The following is a 22,455-nucleotide window of genomic DNA, read 5'->3' on the forward strand; positions in this document are numbered from 1 at the left end:
TTCACTCCCACTGATCATTGTATTGTAATTCTTGTTCGAGCCAAGATAAATCATCTTGTGTAATTAAAAACAACTGATAATCGGATTGTTCCATTTCTATTCTAGCACGCTCTACTAAAAATTTCGCCGATCCTCCATGTTCTTCATCAAATACCGACAATAATCCTTGGCTTTTTTGAATCATGAACTCGGTTTTATTCCGTAACTGCGATGGATCCGTATACGGTTTCTGACTGATTGCTTCGACGAAGTCCGCTTGTTCAAGAATGGAAAGGTACTGGGCTTGAACGGGCTCTTTCCAGCGTGCTTCCTGTTCCAAGAACGGCAAAAGAATACCGAGACGAATATGGGGATACTCTTCCTTTAATTCAAGTACGACCTCGCATGCCCAGATTTCGCAACCCGGTGAGGCATTCGTGATAAACCACTCTGTGCCTCGATCCTCAATTAAGCGAATCATCCGCTCTCGATAGGCTGCCTTTAAGACCCGGATACCAGGGTGTTTTTGATCAAAGATACCTAGTTCATTGGGTTTGTATCCTGTGATGGCGACAACTTTCACGCGTCACACTTCCTTTTCAACCGACGTCCTCGATGATCCAGCTCTGCCAAGATTCGTTCTTTTTTAGTAATCAACCAATGATGTCGCTCGACGTGTTGTCGTGCTCGTTCCGTATAATCATAAGCAAGCACTGGATCTTTTGCAATGTGCTCTGCCCACTTCGCAAGCTCAACATACCCTAAATAACTGTCGCTCTTCAAGAAACAATCTCGAGCTTGTTCATGGTTCTTCATTTTTTTATGCAAATATCCTTGGCGCAACCATCCTTCTGCTGATAGTTCTTTGACTTGTTGAAAATGAGCGTGTGATCCTTCATGAATTCCGAGATCTGCCAGCCAAATCGCGATGTTTTCTTGAATTGGGGAAGGCGCCTCCGCTCGATGTGTGACGAGTCGGTTGCACGCATCATACAGTCCGACAAGCGTCAGACAATCATCCAGATGATGTTGTAAGACCCCTGTCATGATATCCGGATGCTGGTGTTCGACGTACTGGAAGTAATGCATCGGTGCCAAAAATCCAGGTAGATCCCCTTCCCGTTCAAATCCGATTCGCTCTTCCATCGCAGTCAATCGATAGGAATCATACATTCCTTTAAAGATTCGCCGCGCAACATGAAGTAAATCGAGATGGCCGACTTTCGGCAAACGAGGAACACGTTCCCGAACGAAGACATGACGTGTCTTGATTTGCGGCCAATCAAAGCTTTTCCCGTTATAGGTCACAAAGCGGACATCATCTCCGATATCGTGCAGGAAGTGATGGTAAAAGGCAGCTTCAAAGTGCGGATGCGGTAAGAAATATTGTCGCATCAGCAATCCGCCCTGCTCAAAGCGCGCGAACCCGAGTAAAAAGATCGTCGTTCCGGTTCCTCGTAATCCTGTCGTCTCTGTATCAAAGAAAATGACCTGCTCGAGCGGGACATCTAACGCAAGCGGCGGATGCGGCAATTGTAAGGACTCATACACTTCAGCAAAGCTTCGGTCTCCATGTCGATCTGTTAATGCATATCGCTTGTCGATCCTGACAATCCACTCTTCTTCGAACGTCAAGATATCGGCCCCACGATCAATCCAGGCTTGCTGTTCGTCAGTCCATCCGATTGGTGTCTTCAGCGTCTCCACTTCAGGAGCGGAAGACACTTGATCCTCCGTTGCGGCGTCTGATGTAGATTTCAGCATACGTCTAAGACGATTTTTCATGATAGTTCCTTCTCCATTTCTGCTAACAACTGAATCGTTCGTTCTTTCTCATCTGATACGCCAACCATACCGATACAAGCAGGACAACCGTCCTGACAAGGGCATGTGACGATCGAATCACGGGCGGCACGCAACATGACACCGCGTTGCTTATAAATCGACTCCGCGAGACCGACACCCCCTGGATAACGATCATATAGATAAACAGTTGGCTGTTGCGTGTGTGTCGCCTTGACTTGCGGCACGACGAAGACATCACTGGCATCACACATCAAATAAAGCGGTGCGACACGTCTGAGACTATTCGCGACCCCTTCTAACACTTGTTCGAGCTCTGTCGAAGAGCGTGCGTGATCGGGTAAAGTGAACCAAACACCTGTTGTATGAATTTCTCGTTCCGGTAAGTGAATCGGACCAGACCCGATGTTCTCATGCGTACCGAACTTAATCTTCTTAAACATCGTTGCCATTCCGCGGACGCTGACATCGCCGCGCGCAACACTATATTCTCCCTCTGCATACTGTTCATCTTCTTCGAGCACGGAAAGGTCGACTGAAAAATTAGCATCCGTATAATAATCAACGTCCACGGCACGGACGAACGCTTTTTTCTCTTCAAAATCCAAATGCTCAACTTGGTATTGATCGGCTCCGTGAAGATAAATGGCCTCGTCATGTAACAATGTCATCGCACTAAACGTATCCATTTCACCGATGACTCGATTCGGTACCTCGGTCTGATCGACGATGATGACGTTCTCTTGATCACTCGACCGAAGCGATATTCCATGAGCCGGAAACGCATCGTTCATCCAATAAAAGCGATCGCCACGTTCGTGCAGGACACGCTCTTCGACTAAGTATTCGAGGATATCTTCCGTCTCGAGAGTCCCAAATGATTCTCCTTTCGTAAAAGGCAGTTCAAACGCTGCACATTTGACGTGATCGACGGCAATGATCAGATTATCCGGATCAAGTCGGGCTGCTTCCGGGGATTGATTCAAGAATAACTCTGGTCGTTCTGCGACATATTGATCGAGCATACCGGAAGAAGCGACGAGAATGATTAGTGCATCATCTTGTCGACGTCCCGCACGCCCTGCCTGTTGCCAGAGCGAAGCAATCGTTCCCGGATAACCATTCATGATACAGACTTGCAGTTGCCCGATGTCGACACCAAGTTCGAGAGCATTCGTCGAGACGATACCGGTGATCTCTCCTTGACGTAACCGTCGTTCGATATCCCGTCGCTCACTCGGCAAATAACCGCCCCGGTACCCTTCGATGGATCGAGGACCGAGTTCATGAGGATAGATGCTTCGTAGATACGTCAGCAAGACTTCAACGCGAACGCGTGACCGTGCAAAGACGATCGTTTGGAACTTTTTCTTGATGAAGCGCATCGCCAGTTGTTTCGTCTCAAGCGTCGCTGAACGTCGAATGCCGAGTTGTGCGTTGACGATGGGTGGTTGATAGACGAGAAAATGTTTACGTCCTGTTGGCGCACCGTTATCATCAATCAAACCGACTGTTTTTTCTGTCAGTCGTTCTGCTAGTTCCTGCGGATTGGCGATCGTTGCACTCGTCATGATGAAGACGGGATCACTACCATAATACCGACAAATCCGTCGCAGGCGACGAATGACATTGGCGACATGGCTACCAAACACACCACGATATGTGTGTAATTCATCAATGACGATATACTTCAAGTTCTCGAACAGTTCGATCCATTTCGTATGGTGTGGTAGGATGCCGGAATGTAGCATATCCGGATTCGTGATGACGATATTACCAGCTTTTCGTACTTTTGTTCGAATCGTCGGTGACGTATCTCCATCATAGGTAAAACATCGGATCGGCGCCTCTAATTGATCGATCAGTTCAAGTAATTCACTATTTTGATCCTGTGCGAGGGCCTTTGTCGGATAGAGATATAATGCCCGCGCGTTCGGATGCTCTAACAAATGCGATAAGACCGGTAAGTTAAAACAATAGGTCTTTCCGGAGGCAGTCGGTGTGACGATGACCGTCGACTCTCCCGCTTGTACACGTTCAAATGCTAACCCTTGGTGACGGTACAATTGCGTGATCCCACGTGTTCGAAGAGCTTGTCGTAAACGCTCCGGTAGTCGTTCTGGAAAATCGACATACCGCCCAGCTGTCGCTTCCATCGTTTTCATATACGTAATCCGCTCCATGAACGAGCGGTCCTGTTTCAATTCTTCGAGAAATGCAACGAGCGTTTGTTTCGCTTGCATGCCTTCACTTCCTTCCACTTCTCATTATACAAAAAAAGAGGCAAGACCAAAGAACGAACTACTCGTCTTTGGTCTTGTCTACTTTACAAGTGACGCTCCTTTATTAATCTTCAGAGTCATCTCCATTGTTATTCGGATTGTTGGTATTGTTGTTTCGTTCCGTCGAACCATTCGAATTGTTTTGCGCGTTTGCTCCATCATTCGAATTCGGTGCATCTGTTGCTGGTTCGTCCGTCGTCGGTTCATCCGTTGCCGGTTCATCCGTCGTCGGCTCGTCCGTCGTCGGTTCGTCCGTTGTCGGTTCGTCCGTTGCAGGTTCATCCGTCGTCGGCTCGTCCGTCGTCGGTTCATCTGTCGATGGTTCGTCCGTTGCAGGTTCATCCGTCGTCGGTTCATCTGTCGATGGTTCGTCCGTTGCAGGTTCATCCGTCGATGGTTCATCCGTCGTCGGTTCTTCTGCTTCAGGATCGGTAACCGTTACCGTCGTCGAGACCGGACCAGATTCCTCTCCAGACGCTTTCGCTACGACTTGGAACGTTGACCGTCCTGGTTTCAAACCATTGATGGCAATTCGATTCGTCGTGCTCGTACCAATCGTTGATGTTTCACCGTCAGCATCTGTCATCGTCACTTCAAACGATACATCGTCATACCCATTGGCACGAAGCGCAGCATCATTATAGTTCCAAGTCAGTTCACCGCTCTTTGTGTCTTCATCGTAAGATGCTTGTAATCCAGTCGGAGCGGGTACCGTCTTTTTTTCAACGACAGGTTCCTTCGTCCCTTTCACGTACAATTCGTTTCCGATACTGAGGACAGAACTAGGTTGTTCAAATGGTGCTGGCGTACGATCACGTGTCTTCGTGATGAAATCTTTCCAGATTTGCTGTGCCATCGTACTGTTGTACGGACCGCTAAGTCCGGCTCCATTGTTGTTTCCGGATTTCGTCGTCCCAGTCCAGACACTGATTGAGACATCCGATGTATATCCTGCGAACCAGACATCTTTATAGGCATTCGTCGTTCCTGTCTTACCGGCTGCATCAAATGACAATCCAGCACTCGGGAACGTACCACCTGGTTTTAAGACGTCACGCAGCATATCCGTCAACATATACGCTGTATAGTCTTCCATTGCCTTTTTCGATTTGATTGGTGATTTGATTTTCGATCCATCACTATACTCAATCGATTTGATGACGTGTGGCTTGATATAATCGCCACCATTACCAAGTGTGGCATACGCTCCTGCCATCTGTGTCGTATTGAAACCGTGTTTCATCCCACCAATCGCATACGCAGGCGAAATCGACTCATCGTCTTTCATCTTTAAGCCAGATTTTTCAGCGAACGCCTCGACTGAATCACCGCCGATTTCTTGATACGTTTGGATGGCCGGTGTGTTTGCCGAGATTTTTAACCAGTGGCGGATCGTATTCGTGCCACGGTATCCATCGTAATAGTTACCAATCTCTTTTCCGTTGACTTCTGTCGGTTTATCCGTCAATTGTTTCGCAGTCGACCACTTATCATTTTCGATCGCTGGTCCGTAAGCGAAGAATGGTTTTGCGGACGATCCCGGTTGATGCGGTTCATTCGCAAAGTTTCGTCGCGCTGTGCCTTTACCTGGATTTTTACCATCAACGACCGCAAGGATTTCTCCAGTTTGCGTGTTGACCGCTGTCGCAGCTGTTTCCGCATATTCCGGTAACTGAACGATTTGGTCTTTCTTGATCGCTTCATTCATATAGTCGTGCATCGGTTTATCGATCGAAGTATAGATCTTCAACCCTTGACCGTAGATGTCTTTTCCTTCTAAACCAAAATCATCTTCTAACTCTTTTGATACCATATCGAAGATGACGCTGTCGTACGATTCATCCTTCGTCGACTTTGGCGCCGGATTGATTAATTTTGAGATCGGTTGTTTGACTGCCTTGTCTCGTTGCGCTTGTGAGATGACGCCTGTCGTCAACATCGCATCAAGAACTTGTGTCTGGCGCCATTTCGTCAGTTTTGGATCTCCTTTAATTGGATCGTATGCGGTCGGACGTTGTGGCAGTCCTGCGAGCATCGCAGCTTCCGCGTAATTCAACTTATCAACTGATTTGTTGAAGTAAGCTTTTGAAGCCGTCTGAATCCCAAACGAGTTTTGACCGTAGTAGTTTTTGTTCAAGTACATCTCTAAAATTTGATCTTTTGTATAGTCCTGCTCTAAACGAATTGCGAGCCATTGTTCTTGGACTTTCCGCGTGACCGTTTTATCGAAGCTAAGGAATGATTGTTTGACGACCTGTTGTGTGATCGTCGACGCACCTTCCGATCCGAAACCATCCGTCACGTTCGCGATGATGGCTCCGCCCAGACGACGGAAATCAATTCCGTTGTGCTGATAGAAACGACGGTCCTCAATCGAGATGAATGCGTCTTTAACGACTTCCGGTACTTCATCGATTGACACGTATTCTCGACTCGTTCCGCCTTTCGTAATCTCTTCCTTATTGCTCGCATAGATTTTCAATGGCAGAGCATCTCGAAGTTCTGTCTCATCGAGCTCAGGTGCCGTAGCAATCGCGTAAGCGGCAAATCCGCCTCCGACTAACATCATGACGATGAATAATCCGGTAGCGATCAGCAATAACTTTTTCCAAAGTGGACCTTTCCCACCGGAACCTCCACCTGACTTTTTCTTTTGGGGACGTTTCGTCCGTTTCATCTTTTTCTCAGATGACTTCGTCTCTTCACGACGTGCGACACGACTTCTTTCCATATGCTATCCTTCTCCTTCAATCAAAAAGTGTCTGAATTGAAATATAGTTCGTCCACTGCCTTTAAATAATCGATGGCAGGGTACGCGCCAGTCTCGACTTTGATACCGTCTCGTTCAATGACCGTCAGCGGAATTGATTTTCGTCCGCTTTCTAGCTGATCCCACCAGGGGAACACGTGCTCGACTGAAAGCACATATTGCACATTATACAGACTGAAACGAATGATGACAAAACAAATTCCTCCATGTTCGACACATTGACGCATGTGTGCGATTTGATGGGGGTGAAAATTTTTTATCGGGAAGGACGTTTTATTCGTCGTCTCCTTCGCTTCGAAATCAATATATTTTCCGCGATAAACACCGTTATAGTCCGTCGTCGACGGTTGCTTGAAATAGGCTTCCTTGACGACCGCTGCCGACCGTTTCGGATAATCAACTTGGACGATTTGTAACGGAGTGGGTTTCTTGTGAATGATTGCCCGATTATGGGTCAGGTAAAACGTATTACTTTCATTCAATAATTTTTCGAGCGTCATCCCTCGATTCGAAAAGGTGGAATCGGTTGATCGCGCCTTCTTGATTCGGGTTCCATGCGACTCGAGTGGCTTTTGAAATTTTTTACCGTTCGGGTAATTCAAAACGATTCCCCTCCTATCGCGTTTATTGTACCATGATATGTGATTGTACCGTATCGGCCGAGAGGAGTAGTTAAAAACCAATGACAATTGAACCGTTATTACAAGAGATTGAACGTATTTATCAAGAAGGACGTGCCGGAACCGAATATGACTTCAATCGAGACGTCGTACCGTTCGTTGAACGAGCGGATCAACTGATTGCACAGTGGCAAACGAATGCCCAAGATAGTCCTTACTTACGACCTAGCATGGTCGAAAGCGCCGTTGATCAATTGAAGCAAATTTCCGTCCAAGCATTTCAGCCGAAAACGAGTCTGAAGCGCTTCAATGAAACGATTAAATCCGTTCGTTATATCGATCGCTTGATGAATGGTGAAGAATAACGATTAAAAAACAGGAATTATCTTCCTTAAGTCGAACACCTAATCATACGAAGGAATGTTTCTACGGTTTCACTTATCAGGCTATAGCTTTTCAGCCGCCTAGCGTGTAAAGTGGCATCAAGAGCATTTCTTTCGAAAAGACTGTGTAATTATTGTGCAATTGGAGGAGATTCATTTGAACAAACGGGTACAATCGAACGTCAAAGGCGTTGACGTCAAAGGATTTCCTAAGAATTCGACCCCTGCCCCGAAGAAATACATCATGTTTGTCGACGAGACGGGGAAACTCCAATTGCCCACTATATAATAGGAAGTTACGCGAAACTGTTCTCAAACATGATTGATTCCCCGTCACTTTTAGATGTATTGCTTGTGTGAAATCAGGTGTGCAATCGCACGTTTTTACTATAAGTGTGCAATGAGGTGTGCAATTAAAAATTGCACACCTCATTGTGTTTCTAAGTATTCTTTAGGTGGTAAATACTCATAAATTTATGTAATTGTGCAGCTGCTCGTCGTGGGAACGGGAGGCAAAAAGAAGATGAAGATTCTACTACTTGGAGAAAATCAGCTAGCAATCACTGGGGACGTTACTGAAATTAAACGTGTCGTCGATACACTCACGACGGGTAGTCAAGTTGATCTACTGCTCAAAACTTCTTGCATGAAAAAAATCAATGTCATCCTTCCAAATAATCGAGATATCGTCACGAATGAGCAAGTTGCCTTCGTCTTTGAATAATAAAACGGGAAAGGGGAGGTCCCCTTTCGCGAATTCCAGTCGTCATACCCTTTCGACTTCGCCCGATTTCGCCCGACCTCTCCCTGGTTCCCTTATGGGGAGTCTTAATCATATCATTAATTATCCATATTTACCCATTTTTAAATCATTGTATTTTTCCTCCTGTTTTATTATTGTGATATTTATGATGAAGAGGAGGAAAAGCATGGCGTTCAGCGTTTGGATTGATTCAGCAGCTGCAATTGCTGCGGCAGTTGCTGCCGGTTTTGCAGGTTGGTCTGCTACAGTAAGTAATAAACAGTTTGAAGCACAAAAGAAAGAAAAAGAAGAATCAGAAAGACCTCGATTGTTACCTGTAAATAAAAATATTTCAGTTGAAGTTGCTTCTATTTTTACTGATTGGGATTTGAACAAAATCAATCTAACTCCCATTAAAGATAAATTCGTAAAAGCACCTATCGAGATGATTAATACAGGCAAGTCATTCGCTGTCAATATCGAATATAGCTATCGTTTACTTGATAACAGTAGTGAATTTAAAGATTTTGATGACGAATACTCAATAAAATTCATAAAATCACATGATGGTATTTTGACGATAAGCGCTAAAAGCGAATTTGAAAATATCTATTACAGAACTGATGGAAATGATGTATTTAAAAATACTAATGTTAGAAGAGATATGAATGTACTACCTTATTTAAGATACCATCCTCTTCTTAAAAGTGAAGAATCTGCTTTTCTTTTAGTGCCAAACTATTTCGTTGTACTTACAAACCATTACATATTTCAACACTCAAGGTTAAACGAGGACGGAATAAAGTTACCTAGATTATCACTGAGGATAAAGTATAATGATCAACTTCAAAATGAGTACGTTGATATTTATGAAATGATTGCAAGTACCAAGCAGATACAGACGAATGATCAGCGATACGAAGGTTGGATTGATTTTCACCTATTGCATAGTGAAGCACCTAAAAAGAAGTCTCCTCGTTATTTCTGAGGAGACTTTTTTGGGTATTTAAAACAACATATTCCAAGTAGCTAGTCCGACGACACCATCTGAATTAAGCTTCTTCCGCTTCTGGTACGCTTCGACGGCTTTCTCAGTAGCCATGTCATACTTGCCAGTGACTGAAGCTCCGACAGCTCGTTGGATGCGTTCTACATCCTTTTTGACCATGCCTTTCGCTCCTTTGTAGAGCGGCTTACCAGGATACGGAACGATAGCTTTCCCGTCACCTTGTGATGACTTCGGTTTAACTGCAGGTTTTGAAGCTGGTATAGATCCAAGTACCTTGTCCGTGCCGTATCCTTTGTACTCATACTGCAGGTGCGGTGAATCGATGAATGTTTCATCACGTTGATTACCGTCCGAGTCCCAATCTCCGCCCCATGTGAAACCGAGACGTTGTGCTTCTTTGATTGCCTTTTGAATAACTGCCGTGTTGTATCCACCCCACACTGCTTTACCATCTTTGATTGGTACAAAATCGAGTGCTTGGCCAACGATATGATACGAGTACATCGTCTGCGACGCTCCAGAATTAACGTTATCGCGTTGTTCTGCTACTGTGCGACGAGCATCGTATACTAATACTTCAATACCATTTTTAACGAGATACTCGTACCATTTGAGTGCAAGTCGTTTTGTATTTGGAGCCAGTTCGTTCAAAGTTGCTCGATTTCGTTTATCGTAATACATTATTTTGCCTCCTTTTGTTTTTCATCCGATTTCACTTCTGCAATACTTACTTCGCTTGAGATAGGTGTAACCTGTTCTTCTTCTGCTGCAGCATTCTCGATGATCGAATCGATTGCACGCGGTTGTTTCTCTTCTTGAAGTTGCGTCAATACATCTACTAGTTGTTGCGGCAACGGGACTCCGAGCAATGCGAAATTTTCAGTGACAGATAATGCTTCTCGTGCAATGTAGTAATAGAGCACAAGCGTTCGCATGATAGGCAAGCCGTTATTGACCAGTTCGTCTACCAACACTGCGATGATGACCACAATAAAAACGACGCCCTTTCGGACGCCGCCCCAAAACATTACATCAGAATTGACTTTTTTCAACTTGTAAGCAGCTAAAAAACCGCTTAAGTAGTCGACCACCATTAACACCACTAAAATTTTCAGTGCAGTATCCCATCCTCCCATTAACGCTGTAATAACTGTCCCTAATACGGCAGTAGCTCCTTCAAATAGATAATGTGTCTTCATATGTCCACTCACTTTCTTTATAAATACTAACTCAGATAAATAAAGTTACTTAAGACCATTTTCGTATCTTATTCATTAGAACAATCCCGCTATATGTCAAAAAAGCAACACTAGAGTTGCTTTTGAGTTGTCTTATCTCTTCAATTTATAGGACCATCCACGATGTACTGATTGGAAAGAAATCGCTCGCAGTTTGAGCGTTGTCGCTCGTCCGTTGCATCGAAATTTGTCCACTGTTGTTGATTTGCCAGCGAGCGAAACGAGCGCCACCGCTTGTCGTGGTTGCCTGTGAGAAGATATGCGCTTGACCAATTGGTCTGTAGTCTGCTGGCAATGTGGCGATGATCGTATCCGCTGCAGTTACGTTTTTTACCGCCCCTCGCATGTGGACCATGTTCCCCACCTTGACGATTTGAGGTGTCCAAGCGGTTCCGTACTCGACCACGCCGTTTGAAAGGGTGAGGTTCGACCAAGATGGAGACGTGGTCATGGTCTCGACCCAAGAGCTCCACGTTCCGCCTGTCATGGATCTGTTCCACATCCGACCCGTGTTATCAAAACCAACTTGGATGCCTGATGTCGACGTACTCATCAAGACCCAAATCCGATGATAGTTGCTGTTTCCGGAAGGACTGTTGGTTAGGTTGTTTCCGTAGAAGAAACCGGACCATGTGAGACCGTTCAGGTCATACCCGCTGATTCCGGCAGTGTACCCGTCATCCTGCGTGAGCTTGAAGAGTTGCGCATCCTCTGTGTAGAGCGTCTGTTTCCAAGCTGTCCACACGCCACCACGGCAAACACGGGTATAAATTTTTGCAGCCCAGTCGTTCGAAAGATTCGTGAAACGCTGGACACAGTTCCCTGTCGTATCTGATCCCCATACTTCGAGGATCGCCAAGTCGTTCGAGTTGAACGGACGGTTGAGCAATGTACTATTGATCGGGATGTTATAAATCCCCGGAGACAGGACAGAGTTGAGATCGGTACCGGACACGACTTTCGCGGATCCGCTGTCTTGCGTGAACTTGACCTTTTGCGGAGCGTCGAGCTGTGCTTGCAGTCCGGAAATGTCGGCTGTCGTGAGTGCTTGCCATGATGGCGAGGCGGCTGTCGCACCTGATTTAAGGAATTTCCCGTTGTTCGTCGTGCCTGTTGCTGGAACGTGAAGGTTCCCGTCACCTGTCGGGTGCGTGTACACTTGCGCCGCTGTTCCGTCGATTGAGATTTCACCGTTGTTCGCGGTGTTCAAGACCTTGTTTGCTCCTGTCGATACTCCGTCGAGTTTCGTCTTGTCCGCGGCACTCATGAGACCGTTCGCCGTCGTCGTCGCTACCGCTGTGCTTGCTTTTGCCGTCCATGCCGCTTTTTCTGCGTCAGTGGCGAAACGGTGTGTCGCATCTTCAACGATCATGGTTGCGGCATGGGTTGACGGATGGGTATAGACCGTGACTTGAGCCCCGTCGATCGCGATGTTCCCGTTCGTGGCACTGTTCGCCGCTTTCGTCGCACCTGTCGAGATCCCGTTCAATTTCGCTTTATCAGCTGCACTCAAGAAGCCGGAGACCGTTGTCGTCGCATCTGCGTGGACGTGAGACGTCGCGGATTTCCCGTCGAGTGCCGCTTGCAAGCCTGTGACCTCTGCAATCGTGTGACCGTGTGAGGATGGCGTATAGGTAGCTGGCTTGTTGACGATGTCTGTCCAGTCGATGTTCGCCCATGCGAGTGATCCTGCTGTCGCTCCGGCTTCGAGGAATTTTCCGTTATTCGTCGTTCCGGTCGCAGGTACGTGCAAGTTTCCGTCTCCTGCTGGATGAACATAGTTGTTCGCATTGGAGGCGACCCCGTCGAGCTTTGACTTATCCTCTTTTCTCATCAAGCCATCGAGAACCGATGTCGCGAGATCCGTGTGAGCCAGCTCGTTCCATGCGCTCCATCCATAACTAGAATAATAGTTTCGGATGAACAACCGCGGATTGCTGGAGTTGTACGCCTGTGCCGTCTGACTCCGGTTGGATGTGGCACTGACGGACGAATAGAAGCGCGTTTCGATATGCCAGTACAATCCAAGACCCGGACTGTTGACGTGGTTCGTGAGGATATACCCTTCGAGCGTCGCATTCGGATCGGCTGTCGTGCCTGTCGTCGCCATGTTGACCGCATAGGCTTTCGCGGCATTCAGAGCGGCGTCCGCTTTCGTCTGTGCCCCTGTTGTCGTTTCCTTGGATGCGTAGGATGCTTTTTCCGTATCGCTAACGAATCGGTTACTGGCATCTTGAGCAATGATCGATGGTGGATGCGTCGACGGGTGTGCATAGACGACTTGATCCGTACCGTCGATGTTGATGTTCCCGTTCGTGGCGCTGTTGACAGTCTTCGTTGCCCCGTTCGATACACCGTTCAGTTTCATCTTATCAGCGCCGGACATGAGACCGGAGACGGCCGTTGTTGCATCCGGTGTCGAGTTGATGATTGTGACCGTATCATTCACGGCATCCGGAGTAATCGTGATGTTGTTTCCAGCGATCAATTCAAGCGTATCGCTTTGAGCCTCGGCGACGACCGTCGTAGTACCGACCTTCACGTTCGAGAAGGTGTTTTGGTTCACTTGTGCGCCGGACGCCACTCCGTCTAGCTTTGTCTTGTCGGTAGAACTCATCAGACCGTTTGCCGATGTCGTGGCGACGGTTGTACTGGCTTTCGCGTTCCATGCGGCACGTTCCGGAGCTGTGATGTGTTTGACTGCGTCTGATGCATGCGTATCGACTTTCGTCTGTGCGCCCGTCGTCGTCTCGACCTCGTTCCAAACGTTCCAAACACCATTGAAGTTGACGCGCCAAAACTTCCGGTTCCCTGTCGCTGTATTCGTGTTGATCACAAACTCCTGTGTCGTGTAGTTCGCATTGACCGCATGAACCAAGAGCCAGCCTGTGACGGTTCCAGTTGGTCCGTTTGTCATGCTCGAACCGTAATAGAATCCCGTATCTTTTACCGTGTTGAGGTCGGCAGTTGATTTGTCTTGCGAATACCCGCCTGCTTCTGTCAACTTCTTGAGCTGTGCGGCGTTCCATGTCGCACGTTCCGGACCGGTGATATGTCGGACATTGTCCGCGTTGTGGTTCGTCAGGTCGCTGTCGACTTCATTGATCGCGAGGACGACGCTTCCCTTTGCGCTTGTGACGAGCGTTGCGAGTGAGCCGACCTTTACATCGGTTGCGAGCTTGGCGTCTGTCACCGAGCCGTCCGTGAGGTTTGCGGTCGGGATGAATGGCAATTGTGCGACCGGAATCTTCGTCGTGCTGTCGAGCGTCGCCACTCCGTTTGCTACACCTTTTTGAGAGAGCAGTACTTTTTGATCATCGGATGCTTTTACCTCGTTAATGGCAGCCGTGACGGATGTCTTAGTCGCTGTCGTGAGCGTTGCCAAGGAACCGACCTTCACGTCTGTCGACAAATCCGTGTTCAGGATGGAGCCGTCCGTGATTTGAGCCGAACCGATCGCGGGAAGCTGTGCGGCAGTCAGTTTGGAATCTGCTCCGAGGGTAGCGACACCGCTGGCGACTCCGAGCTTCTCGGTATGGACGGCACTAATCTGTAATTCTTGTAAGGCATAGTACGAGTTGTACATCCACCAGTTCCACCATGCGGCAGGTGGTTTATCACCGATTGCCCATCCTGCATCGATCTTGGACTGTGGTGGTTTCGTTCCGGCGTTCTTCCATTCCGGAAGTGGTTTAGAAAATGGCATGGTTTAACCCCCTGTTGTTAGATTGGTAGGACGATTTCATCGTCAGGATCGAACGATCCGGACAAGGTTCCGCCTGTTGCTTGTGTCGTTGGTGCGAATCCGGTTGCTGTGTTGTTTTCTAGGACGTCGTATTGCGACGAAAAGTCAAACGTACCGTTCAAGTCGATAGCGGCGACACGGACACCGGATGCGACGACGCGCTGGGTGATTTTCCCGAACTGGACGGCACTCATCCCTGATTGGTTGATGACTTCGATTGGTAGATCAGTGATGACAATGGCAGCGGGTTCGGGTGTCAGAGAATCGTTGTACAGTTCCTTGATGCCGAACTTGTCCGGTGTCGTGTTCAGGGTGACGGCGAGAGATTGAATGATGCCGTCCAGTGTACCGTTTGATAGGTTACGAGCGACACGGGCACGAATCAGGATGCGAAGTACCTCATCGGTCGCAAGACCCCTCATTTGCCCGACGTTTGCCGCGATCAGGTCGAGTGTTTCCCCTTCGGCTTGGTTGATGTCTCGCCAGTCCTCTATTTTCCGGAGCGTCTCGTCCAAGTCTTCCATTTGACCCGACACGAGCAGGATCAATTTCCCGATGTTGCTGTTCGGGTTCTTCGTGTAGGACTCTGTCAAACTCCGAATCATGTTTTGAAAGATGCCCATTAGATCACCGTCACTTTCGACGTGTCCGTCTGTGCGACTTGGTTGTCAACGATGACGAGGTTTGCCGTTCCGAGAGAGCCGGCCGCTGTTCCGACACGTACCTTGGCGTCGTCAATCCCTGTGATGTTGAATACCGCCCGTGTCAGTTGAGACACGATGACGTCCTCTCCCATTTGAGAGCCGACATAGATCGTGCCGTCGCTTGCCGTACCCCCGATGAGCCGGACGATCTCGTCCTTGACCAGCGTGATGCCGTTGATAGGGAATCCGGCGTTCGTCGTGATGTCGACCTCGACGTAAATGCTGACTTGTGTCGCATAATCGAAGCGGACGGTCTGTGGGTTGCCGCATGCATCAATGACAGTCCGGACTTGAGAACCCATCGGCTTGATCCCGCCAGCCTTTTTCTCATAGATGGCTTCTGCGATGGCTTGCGCATCTCCACCGAGCACGTATGCATGAATCGATTTCGGGTCATTGCCCCCGACTGCCGTATTCTCATTGTTTTCGATGACGGAGACCGCTCGAACGTTGGGTACTTCGAGAATGGCAGCACGAATCGCGTTCGTCGTACCGTAGCCATTACCAGCCGTCGAGTCGAGCAAGCGTCCGACGAGTTCCAAGTCCGTCTCGATGTCTCGCCCTTCTGTCGCCCCGAGCGGGTTAGTGACGGTCAGGACGTCTGCTGACGGTTCTGCCTGAATCGTGATCGTGTTGGCGGGTACGTTCCCTGCTGGACCTGCAAACAGAGCGACGGCGGCTCCCGTTCCCGTTCCTGATACACTGAGTTTGACGTCTTGCGTCAGGACGAAATAGACGTCGTTCTCGGTCGTGAATTGCGTACCTTCCAAGATCGTGAAGTTCGGTGTGCCCGTGAAAGCCAGGTTGACGACTGCCGCCTGTTCCGGATTCCGCTTGGTGTTGTACAGTGGCGTGAGATAGTCGAGCTGTACGCCCTCCGCCTTGCTGACGAATGCCGAGTTATAGACCTTCTCCGCCAGCTCCCATCCCTTCGAATGGAACCATGCAAAAAGACGAATCAGAATGCCGAGCGGGGAACGCTCCGAGGTGTTGATGTCATCCCCGAATAGCTCCCTTGCCTTGACTTCCATTTCGTCGTATATGTCACTATAATTCTTCTTTTTGAATCCATTGGCATCGAGCCCCATCAAATCTCCACTCCTTCCAGCACGATGGTTTCATCTGTGTTCAATTTGGTCAGCTCCATCCTCACCTTCAGGCGACGGGTCTTGAAATCTGGTGTCATCTCGATTTCAGCGACTGCCTCGATGCGTTCGTCTGCCGTAGCCGCTTCAACGAGTGCGAGTCGTGCCGCTTCTTCATTGAACGGTTTCTCTTCGAACGGCTCACGATCCATGCCGTACTCCTCATCGAGGAACCATTCACCCTTTGCGGCTTCGATGTTCATCCGAACCGATTGAGCCAGTTCTTCATTGTCCGAGATCATGGCAAAATCCCCGTTACTGATTACGAGGTCGCCTGCTGTGACTTTCAGTGTTCTCATAGTTCGATAACCCCCAATACAACCGCGTCTCGAATGTCATGCAATCGGCTGGCGTCAGGATCGAACGGTTCTTTCTGCAGATTGTCGAGTGCTCGTTCTGCAAAACCGACGAACACGATGTCATCCTTCGATAATGCCCCGACGTGCTTGAGACAGATCGCGCTCTCAATCAGTGGGTACCGTTCCGTCGAGCCGTCCTTGTAGACGGTCATGAACAAGAGCTCGATGTCTGCTTCTTTATTGGCGGCGTCATAGCTGACGACACGAGCCGGAGCCAGTGTATGAACGGCCAAGCGGATCGAACGACTGAACTCATCGAAAAATCGTGTATTGTTCGCCATCAGACCATCTCCATTTCCGTGAAAAAGTCGTCTCGAGTCGCTACATGCTTACCGCGTACGGCTCGAAACCTTCCTTTGGCGGTCGAGGACTTGACTTGGATGATGCTGGCGACCGTTATCCGGTGCTGGAGCAACATCTTCGCCTTGTAGCCTCGTTCCTTGTCATCGTCATAGGGTTCCGGTGACGCGATCAATCCGGTCTCGTTACTAAGCGTAAACCGTTCATCGAATCCTTGCTTGAGCGGACGGATGACCAGCCGACCCCGACGATAATGAATGATGGAGCCACAATCACGGACGACCTCTTCCAAGTTGTTCAGGATGAGACCCGTGACCGTATACCCTTTCTTGTAGACTTTGTCTCGGACCAGTTCCGGCTTGGCTGCCAATTTGATGCCGAGGATTTTCACCAACTTGTTGATGATCGTCGAGCCTTTCGTGCCTTTCTTGAAGGCAATCTGTATCTTTTGTTTCTTGTCCTGCCCCTTCTTCTTACCGGACGTGTATTTCTCCGCCGGATCCGCTGTCTTAGCCGTGACCTTGATGCGAGAGTAGTCATCACCTTCCATGACGAAAACCCGCGTGATCTTATCGACACCTTCACGTCTCGTTAGGACGCGTGAAACGATGCCGGAGGATAATACACCTACATCACCGACGTAACCCGCCTCAAGGGTACAGCGGACGCCTCGTTTGATTTTCGATGTACTGTCACGGGATAGGTTGAAAATTTCGATTTCCGTCATGTTCGGTTTAGGGTCGTCGTCGAACGGCACCTCGAAGCGAATCTCAAGACCTTCGTCGCCGTCGCTCTTATAGGTCGCCTTATAGCTGCCACTGTCAAACGTGACCCGCTTGACCCGTCCGAACTGGTTAGTTCTCGCCATCTACCTCATCCTCCCCGCCACCATCCACGATATATAAGAAAACGGACTCCCCGAAGTTGTCGAAGGAAATCCGTTTCGCATTCAAGCCTATATCCAATGGGATCAACGTGGGAGCTGGTAGATCGACACGCGGTACTTCCTCCCACAATGCCCGACCGAGGATGAGCTTCTCGCCCATGATGAACTCGACGTCTTCCCCTGTCTCGCCTGTCGTGTAAAGATCAACGGTGAAAAAGTCGCCCGTCTCGTTGTAATTGAACTGCATGACGAACGTCTCGTTCCCTAAATCGATTTCGAACCGTTCAGGGAGTTCCGTCTTGTCGACCGGAATGAAGTCATATACCTGATTAGCATCGATGACCATGTTTTCACCTACTTTATCCGTAATTTGACCCCGATCGGGATGCGTCGGTCAGGGTATTTGTTGAAGGCGCGGAGCTTCGAGACCGTCGTGCCATACTTCCGAGCGAGATCCCAGTACGTGTCGCCTTTCTTGACGAGATGGTACACCTTCGGACTCGGTCGCGGTTTCTTGGACGTCGGTTTCTTCTTCCCGCCACGGGAGACAGGCTTCTGCCCCTTCTTCTTGACCCATGGACTTTTTGTGATTCTGATTTTCTGAACATCTATCGTTAGCGCAATCCCGTTCCGGATCTGTGCGTTGTAGTCACGATCAACACGGGTGATGACGACCGACGAAGCGGCGGTACGTCCGACATACTTGACGACCGTACCTTTGTTCATGTAGTTGCGTAGAGTGTTGAGACGTGTCGAGTAGTCATTCCCCAGCAGGTGAGCGGAGAACCGGAGTTTCGGTGTCGTACGTTCGACATGGTCCGAGAACGGCTCTCCTTTCTCCACTGGGTACTCGGTGACGCGGACTTCCTCGCCGACGTTCTCATTATCCACGTGAATTTTTACACTTCCGAGTTTCGCCATTAGTAAAGTACCTCCTCGTTGAACAGATCGCGAAGGTCAGCGAACATGTCGTCTGATGCGTCTTTGACTTGATCACGTACCGATTCACCGTCTGCGTTGCCATTCACCGTGATGTGGAACACCGGAGCGAATTCGATGGATACGTGTCTGCTGTTGTTCGTCGTGCTACCGCCTTGTGGTACGCCGCTGTAATCAGACGAGACAGCCATGGCGCTCTTGAGTTCCATCTGTGATGGGAGAGCGGGCATTTTCGGCATGGTCATCGCTGGTAACGCTAGATCCTTCGGCATAGCAATCGTTGAAGCGCTCATCTGTGGCATAGCCGGCAGAGAGATAGCTGGAGCGTTCATTTGTGGCATGGTTGGTGCGGCTATAACCATTTGTTGAGCTTTCATCTCTGGAGCTTGTGGGATAGCGGCTTTCGCTATGTTACGCGACATGTCGCTGACCATCCGTAGGTTGTCGGAGATACCAATCGCGAACCCTTCGGACGTCCAAGCACCGATTTGGAACAATTCTTTCGATGGTGACGCGATACCGAGAACACCTTTGACCATGCCCATGGCTTTCTCTGCGATACCGCCTGCCGCTTTCAGGATGCTGTCTCCCATCGACATGATACCGTCGAGGAATCCGCGCATCATGTCTGCCCCTGCGCCCGATAGGTCGACACTCATGATGCTGTCGAGTATGCCTTTTCCGAGTGCGATGATGGCTTGCAGGATGGCGTTCTGCATCTGATTGATTCCGTCAAGCAACGCTGTGATGAGCTTGACCCCTGCCGAGAGTAATTCCGGTAGGTTTTGGAGAATCGCTTGGATCATCGCAAGAATGAGCTGAATGGCAGCCTGTGAAAGTGCTGGCAACATCTGATTGAGTCCGGAAATCAACGAGTTGATGATTTGGACACCGGACTGAATGATCTGCGGCAGATTTGCGACCAACGTGTTCACGACTTGAGTGATCAAATTGATTGCCATCGTGACGAGCTGTGGCAACATCTGCGTGATTCCCTGAATCAGAGAGGTCAGGAGTTGCATTCCCGTCGTGATGAGCTGTGGCAAGAGCGTGACGAGCGTATTCACCAACTGATTGATGATGGACATCGCTGTCGTGATGATGATCGGTAGCAAGAGCATGATACCGTCTAGCAATGCCTGTAGAATCTGCATCCCCGCTGTCAGAAGAAGCGGAAGGTTTTGCACGATAGCATTGACCAGCGCCATGATGAGCTGGAGCGCTCCGTTCAAGATCAACGGCAAGGCTTGGACGATTCCGTCAAGCAATCCTTGTATCAATTGGACGCCCAACTGTAGGAGCTGGGGAATCAACGTGACGAGCGTGTTGATCAACGTCATGATAATTTGAATCGCAATCGGAATCAGCGTCGGGATCATGCCAAGGATTCCATTGACCAGCGTCATGATGATGTCAATTCCCGTCGTCAATAAGACCGGAAGGAGCATGACGATTCCAGCAATGAGCGCTTGTAGAATCTGCATTCCTGCTTGAAGGAGTGCCGGCAGTAACGTGTTCAAACTGTTCACGATCGTCAGTAGGACTTGAGAGAGCGCTGTGACGACTTGAGGAAGTGCTTGAGCAATCCCCTGAATCAAACTTGTTATAATCTTGACGCCTTGATTCACAAATTGTGGAACCTGTGTGACAAGGAACGTCGTAATCGCTTGGACGACCTTACCGATGACGCCTGACAACTGTGTCGCGTTCGATTGCATGCCTTCGGCAATCGCTGGGATGAATCGTGCTCCGGCAACAAGCAAGCCAGGAATCCCGCCCATCAGAAACCCGATAAGGGATGGCACGATTTGTGCGAAGATGTCACCGATCTTGCTGAAATCTCCTTCGAATACGGCAGAGATTGCAGAAGCGAACGTCGAAGCCTGCTGGACGATCTCGTTAAAGATTGGCGTCAGGAACTTCGCGAGGAATTCAAACACTTGCTGTGCGACGTCTGAAATGTTTTGCCATGCTTTCGTCACGACGTTCCGGAACTTCTCGTTGTTTTGGTACAGAGTCGTCAATCCGACGGCTAGAAGACCCAGCGCTGTCAGGATGAGCGGTATTGGACCAAGTGTAGCGAGTAACCCCGTAGCGAATGCCATGACTGCCGGAGAGGCGAGCGCTGCCATGACGATCTTGGCGGCGATACCAAGTGCGAGCAATCCTTGAGCGACTCGGTACAAGACCGGATGCGCCTTCTGGAATGCCGAAGCAAAGGCTTGGACTTTCGTGACAACGTTGAACAGGAACACGAACAGAGCGGCAAAGGCATCTGTCAGACCACCGAACACCGTGACGATCGCGCGACCGACTGCGGACATGGCTTTCAGGAATCCGCCCCCGAGCTTGCTGGTGAGGGAATCGATCATCTTCGCAAAGGCTTCGTTTTCACGGTATGCCTTCCGGAATCCGGCGACCATTCCGACAATGGCAGCGGCAACGAGATACACGGTACCGGACATCGCGGCAAGACCCGCGATGAGTGGACCAATGAGCATCCATGCGGCACCGAATGCGGCTTTCAATCCGAACAGTAATCCGATACCAATGGCAAGCGGTGACAGGATCAACGTGAGCGCCGGAATCAACATCAGGAATCCTTGTAGGAGTCGAGCGGTTGCCGGATGTGCGTCGTTGAATGCCGACACGAGATTGGCGAGCGTCGTAATGAAGTCATAGACTTTCTTCATGACCGCCCCGAAGACCTGAACCATCGGCTCAAAGGCTCTCCGTACCGCTTTTTGCATGCGGTTGAATGCTTTTTCGAAACCAGCGACACTTTTCATAGCCGCTTTGTGGAGTGAAGAGTACAAGACTGCTGACGTAATAGCGGCTGCCATCGCGACCATCTGCATCCGCATGAGACCTTGTGAGATCATCATGGTCATTTCGTTCAACTGCTTCATGTTGGCATTCGGACCAAGCATTTGAAGCGCGAGAGCGGCGGGTTGACCTTGCATCGCTATCCGGTTCATTCCGTCAGCGACTGCGAGTGCTCCCTTGTTGACCTGATAGAGCGGGTTTCTCATCCGGTCGAAGTTAGCCGCGATCTTGTTGGCTTGCGTAGATCGTGCAAGCATCTGACTGACACCTTGAATGAAGCCCATCTTCGCCATCTTGTCGGCGGCTATCATGGCGTCAGTGACTTTCTTGTGCGCCAGTCCAGCCTTCTGTACTTCCCTTATGAATTGGTTAGCGGATCCGCGATATGTATCAGCGGCTTGCGTCAGCTTGAACATGTCATACTGCGCTTTCATGAGCTGGTTACGGTATGGGATCATGGCGTCGCGCTGTGCACGATAGGCAGCCATCATTTCCCCCTTCATTTGTAGCGCTTCTTGAGACATGCCTCGTGTCTGCATCATCATCCAGTTCGTCGAATCACCCATCTTACGAAAGGCTCGGTCATAGTTGCCGCCTGTCCGGTTGATCGTGTGTTCCATCTCCCGTACTTGCCGGATGACGTCATTGATTCGTCGGTTGATCTCTCGAAGCGGGTCAGCGTTCGCCATAATGTCGACAATGATTTGATCCTCACGTAATGCCAT

At 49.2% G+C, this 22,455-nt stretch carries 20 protein-coding genes; 4 read left to right on the forward strand and 16 right to left on the reverse strand.

Features of this window, described 5'->3' with window-relative positions; translation table 11 throughout:
- Nucleotide 1 precedes the first annotated feature (1 nt).
- The 5 genes from KNQ09_RS06195 to recU all read right to left on the reverse strand — a co-directional run bounded on the left by KNQ09_RS06195 (nucleotide 2) and on the right by recU (nucleotide 7,442).
- On the reverse strand, nucleotides 2-562 hold the full coding sequence (locus KNQ09_RS06195) for an SLOG family protein (RefSeq protein WP_023468608.1): 561 nt from the start codon (nucleotides 560-562) through the stop codon (nucleotides 2-4).
- Nucleotides 559-1,743 carry a ribonuclease H-like domain-containing protein gene (locus KNQ09_RS06200; RefSeq protein WP_251138101.1) on the reverse strand — a complete coding sequence of 395 codons (1,185 nt, stop codon included), beginning with the start codon at nucleotides 1,741-1,743 and terminating at the stop codon, nucleotides 559-561. Before KNQ09_RS06200 ends, KNQ09_RS06195 begins: the two co-directional genes overlap by 4 nt.
- A gap of 17 nt (nucleotides 1,744-1,760) precedes the next feature.
- The gene (locus KNQ09_RS06205) at nucleotides 1,761-4,025 is read right to left on the reverse strand and encodes a DEAD/DEAH box helicase (RefSeq protein WP_064299682.1); all 2,265 of its coding nucleotides are present in this window, start codon (nucleotides 4,023-4,025) and stop codon (nucleotides 1,761-1,763) included.
- A 103-nt stretch (nucleotides 4,026-4,128) separates the two neighbouring features.
- A complete protein-coding gene (locus tag KNQ09_RS06210) occupies nucleotides 4,129-6,795 on the reverse strand; it encodes a PBP1A family penicillin-binding protein (protein WP_064299681.1) in 2,667 nt (888 codons plus the stop codon).
- A gap of 20 nt (nucleotides 6,796-6,815) precedes the next feature.
- The gene (gene recU / locus KNQ09_RS06215) at nucleotides 6,816-7,442 is read right to left on the reverse strand and encodes a Holliday junction resolvase RecU (protein ID WP_035396916.1); all 627 of its coding nucleotides are present in this window, start codon (nucleotides 7,440-7,442) and stop codon (nucleotides 6,816-6,818) included.
- A 74-nt stretch (nucleotides 7,443-7,516) separates the two neighbouring features.
- Between recU and KNQ09_RS06220 the strand changes: the two genes are divergently transcribed.
- From KNQ09_RS06220 to KNQ09_RS06230, 4 genes are all read left to right on the forward strand, one after another.
- On the forward strand, nucleotides 7,517-7,819 hold the full coding sequence (locus KNQ09_RS06220) for a DUF1798 family protein (RefSeq protein WP_023468613.1): 303 nt from the start codon (nucleotides 7,517-7,519) through the stop codon (nucleotides 7,817-7,819).
- Nucleotides 7,820-7,994: 175 nt separating this feature from the next.
- The gene (locus KNQ09_RS17540) at nucleotides 7,995-8,126 is read left to right on the forward strand and encodes a hypothetical protein (RefSeq protein WP_285801428.1); all 132 of its coding nucleotides are present in this window, start codon (nucleotides 7,995-7,997) and stop codon (nucleotides 8,124-8,126) included.
- 234 nt (nucleotides 8,127-8,360) lie between these two features.
- Nucleotides 8,361-8,561 carry a hypothetical protein gene (locus KNQ09_RS06225; protein ID WP_214857895.1) on the forward strand — a complete coding sequence of 67 codons (201 nt, stop codon included), beginning with the start codon at nucleotides 8,361-8,363 and terminating at the stop codon, nucleotides 8,559-8,561.
- Nucleotides 8,562-8,766: 205 nt separating this feature from the next.
- The gene (locus KNQ09_RS06230; RefSeq protein ID WP_214857897.1) at nucleotides 8,767-9,567 is read left to right on the forward strand and encodes a hypothetical protein; all 801 of its coding nucleotides are present in this window, start codon (nucleotides 8,767-8,769) and stop codon (nucleotides 9,565-9,567) included.
- An 18-nt stretch (nucleotides 9,568-9,585) separates the two neighbouring features.
- On the opposite strand, the gene KNQ09_RS06235 is transcribed toward KNQ09_RS06230, so the two are convergent.
- From KNQ09_RS06235 to KNQ09_RS06285, 11 genes are all read right to left on the reverse strand, one after another.
- Nucleotides 9,586-10,269 carry a peptidoglycan-binding protein gene (locus tag KNQ09_RS06235; protein ID WP_214857899.1) on the reverse strand — a complete coding sequence of 228 codons (684 nt, stop codon included), beginning with the start codon at nucleotides 10,267-10,269 and terminating at the stop codon, nucleotides 9,586-9,588.
- The gene (locus tag KNQ09_RS06240) at nucleotides 10,269-10,787 is read right to left on the reverse strand and encodes a phage holin family protein (RefSeq protein ID WP_214857901.1); all 519 of its coding nucleotides are present in this window, start codon (nucleotides 10,785-10,787) and stop codon (nucleotides 10,269-10,271) included. The genes KNQ09_RS06235 and KNQ09_RS06240 overlap by 1 nt, the downstream gene beginning before the upstream one ends.
- A 145-nt stretch (nucleotides 10,788-10,932) precedes the next feature.
- Nucleotides 10,933-14,532, reverse strand: a complete 3,600-nt coding sequence (locus KNQ09_RS17430; RefSeq protein ID WP_251138102.1) for a pyocin knob domain-containing protein — start codon at nucleotides 14,530-14,532, stop codon at nucleotides 10,933-10,935.
- Nucleotides 14,533-14,549: 17 nt separating this feature from the next.
- Complete coding sequence (locus KNQ09_RS06250) at nucleotides 14,550-15,176, reverse strand: hypothetical protein (protein ID WP_251138103.1); 627 nt, start codon at nucleotides 15,174-15,176, stop codon at nucleotides 14,550-14,552.
- A gap of 17 nt (nucleotides 15,177-15,193) precedes the next feature.
- On the reverse strand, nucleotides 15,194-16,363 hold the full coding sequence (locus KNQ09_RS06255; protein WP_214857903.1) for a baseplate J/gp47 family protein: 1,170 nt from the start codon (nucleotides 16,361-16,363) through the stop codon (nucleotides 15,194-15,196).
- Complete coding sequence (locus tag KNQ09_RS06260) at nucleotides 16,363-16,719, reverse strand: contractile injection system sheath initiator (RefSeq protein WP_214857905.1); 357 nt, start codon at nucleotides 16,717-16,719, stop codon at nucleotides 16,363-16,365. The genes KNQ09_RS06255 and KNQ09_RS06260 overlap by 1 nt, the downstream gene beginning before the upstream one ends.
- Nucleotides 16,716-17,060 carry a Gp138 family membrane-puncturing spike protein gene (locus tag KNQ09_RS06265; protein ID WP_214857907.1) on the reverse strand — a complete coding sequence of 115 codons (345 nt, stop codon included), beginning with the start codon at nucleotides 17,058-17,060 and terminating at the stop codon, nucleotides 16,716-16,718. The genes KNQ09_RS06260 and KNQ09_RS06265 overlap by 4 nt, the downstream gene beginning before the upstream one ends.
- Nucleotides 17,060-17,947, reverse strand: coding sequence for a phage protein (locus tag KNQ09_RS06270; protein WP_214857908.1), 888 nt, complete (start codon nucleotides 17,945-17,947; stop codon nucleotides 17,060-17,062). Before KNQ09_RS06270 ends, KNQ09_RS06265 begins: the two co-directional genes overlap by 1 nt.
- The gene (locus KNQ09_RS06275; protein ID WP_214857910.1) at nucleotides 17,934-18,311 is read right to left on the reverse strand and encodes a phage baseplate plug family protein; all 378 of its coding nucleotides are present in this window, start codon (nucleotides 18,309-18,311) and stop codon (nucleotides 17,934-17,936) included. Before KNQ09_RS06275 ends, KNQ09_RS06270 begins: the two co-directional genes overlap by 14 nt.
- Nucleotides 18,312-18,319: 8 nt before the next feature.
- Nucleotides 18,320-18,886, reverse strand: coding sequence for a LysM peptidoglycan-binding domain-containing protein (locus tag KNQ09_RS06280; RefSeq protein WP_214857912.1), 567 nt, complete (start codon nucleotides 18,884-18,886; stop codon nucleotides 18,320-18,322).
- A complete protein-coding gene (locus tag KNQ09_RS06285; protein ID WP_214857914.1) occupies nucleotides 18,886-22,455 on the reverse strand; it encodes a hypothetical protein in 3,570 nt (1,189 codons plus the stop codon). Before KNQ09_RS06285 ends, KNQ09_RS06280 begins: the two co-directional genes overlap by 1 nt.

Source organism: Exiguobacterium sp. s191 (assembly GCF_018618955.1).
GTDB classification, from domain to species: domain Bacteria; phylum Bacillota; class Bacilli; order Exiguobacteriales; family Exiguobacteriaceae; genus Exiguobacterium_A; species Exiguobacterium_A abrahamii.

Coding starts and splice junctions, on each gene's coding strand:
- KNQ09_RS06255 (WP_214857903.1), bottom strand. CDS start 16,363: ATGGGGCTCGATGCCAATGGATTCAAAAAGAAGAATTATAGTGACATA.
- KNQ09_RS17430 (WP_251138102.1), bottom strand. CDS start 14,532: ATGCCATTTTCTAAACCACTTCCGGAATGGAAGAACGCCGGAACGAAA.
- KNQ09_RS06270 (WP_214857908.1), bottom strand. CDS start 17,947: ATGGCGAGAACTAACCAGTTCGGACGGGTCAAGCGGGTCACGTTTGAC.
- KNQ09_RS06285 (WP_214857914.1), bottom strand. CDS start 22,455: ATGGCATTACGTGAGGATCAAATCATTGTCGACATTATGGCGAACGCT.
- KNQ09_RS06275 (WP_214857910.1), bottom strand. CDS start 18,311: ATGGTCATCGATGCTAATCAGGTATATGACTTCATTCCGGTCGACAAG.
- KNQ09_RS06205 (WP_064299682.1), bottom strand. CDS start 4,025: ATGCAAGCGAAACAAACGCTCGTTGCATTTCTCGAAGAATTGAAACAG.
- KNQ09_RS06240 (WP_214857901.1), bottom strand. CDS start 10,787: ATGAAGACACATTATCTATTTGAAGGAGCTACTGCCGTATTAGGGACA.
- KNQ09_RS06220 (WP_023468613.1), top strand. CDS start 7,517: ATGACAATTGAACCGTTATTACAAGAGATTGAACGTATTTATCAAGAA.
- KNQ09_RS06265 (WP_214857907.1), bottom strand. CDS start 17,060: ATGGCGAACAATACACGATTTTTCGATGAGTTCAGTCGTTCGATCCGC.
- KNQ09_RS06250 (WP_251138103.1), bottom strand. CDS start 15,176: ATGATTCGGAGTTTGACAGAGTCCTACACGAAGAACCCGAACAGCAAC.
- KNQ09_RS06235 (WP_214857899.1), bottom strand. CDS start 10,269: ATGTATTACGATAAACGAAATCGAGCAACTTTGAACGAACTGGCTCCA.
- KNQ09_RS06230 (WP_214857897.1), top strand. CDS start 8,767: ATGGCGTTCAGCGTTTGGATTGATTCAGCAGCTGCAATTGCTGCGGCA.
- KNQ09_RS06210 (WP_064299681.1), bottom strand. CDS start 6,795: ATGGAAAGAAGTCGTGTCGCACGTCGTGAAGAGACGAAGTCATCTGAG.
- KNQ09_RS06280 (WP_214857912.1), bottom strand. CDS start 18,886: ATGGCGAAACTCGGAAGTGTAAAAATTCACGTGGATAATGAGAACGTC.
- KNQ09_RS06225 (WP_214857895.1), top strand. CDS start 8,361: ATGAAGATTCTACTACTTGGAGAAAATCAGCTAGCAATCACTGGGGAC.
- KNQ09_RS06260 (WP_214857905.1), bottom strand. CDS start 16,719: ATGAGAACACTGAAAGTCACAGCAGGCGACCTCGTAATCAGTAACGGG.
- KNQ09_RS06200 (WP_251138101.1), bottom strand. CDS start 1,743: ATGCTGAAATCTACATCAGACGCCGCAACGGAGGATCAAGTGTCTTCC.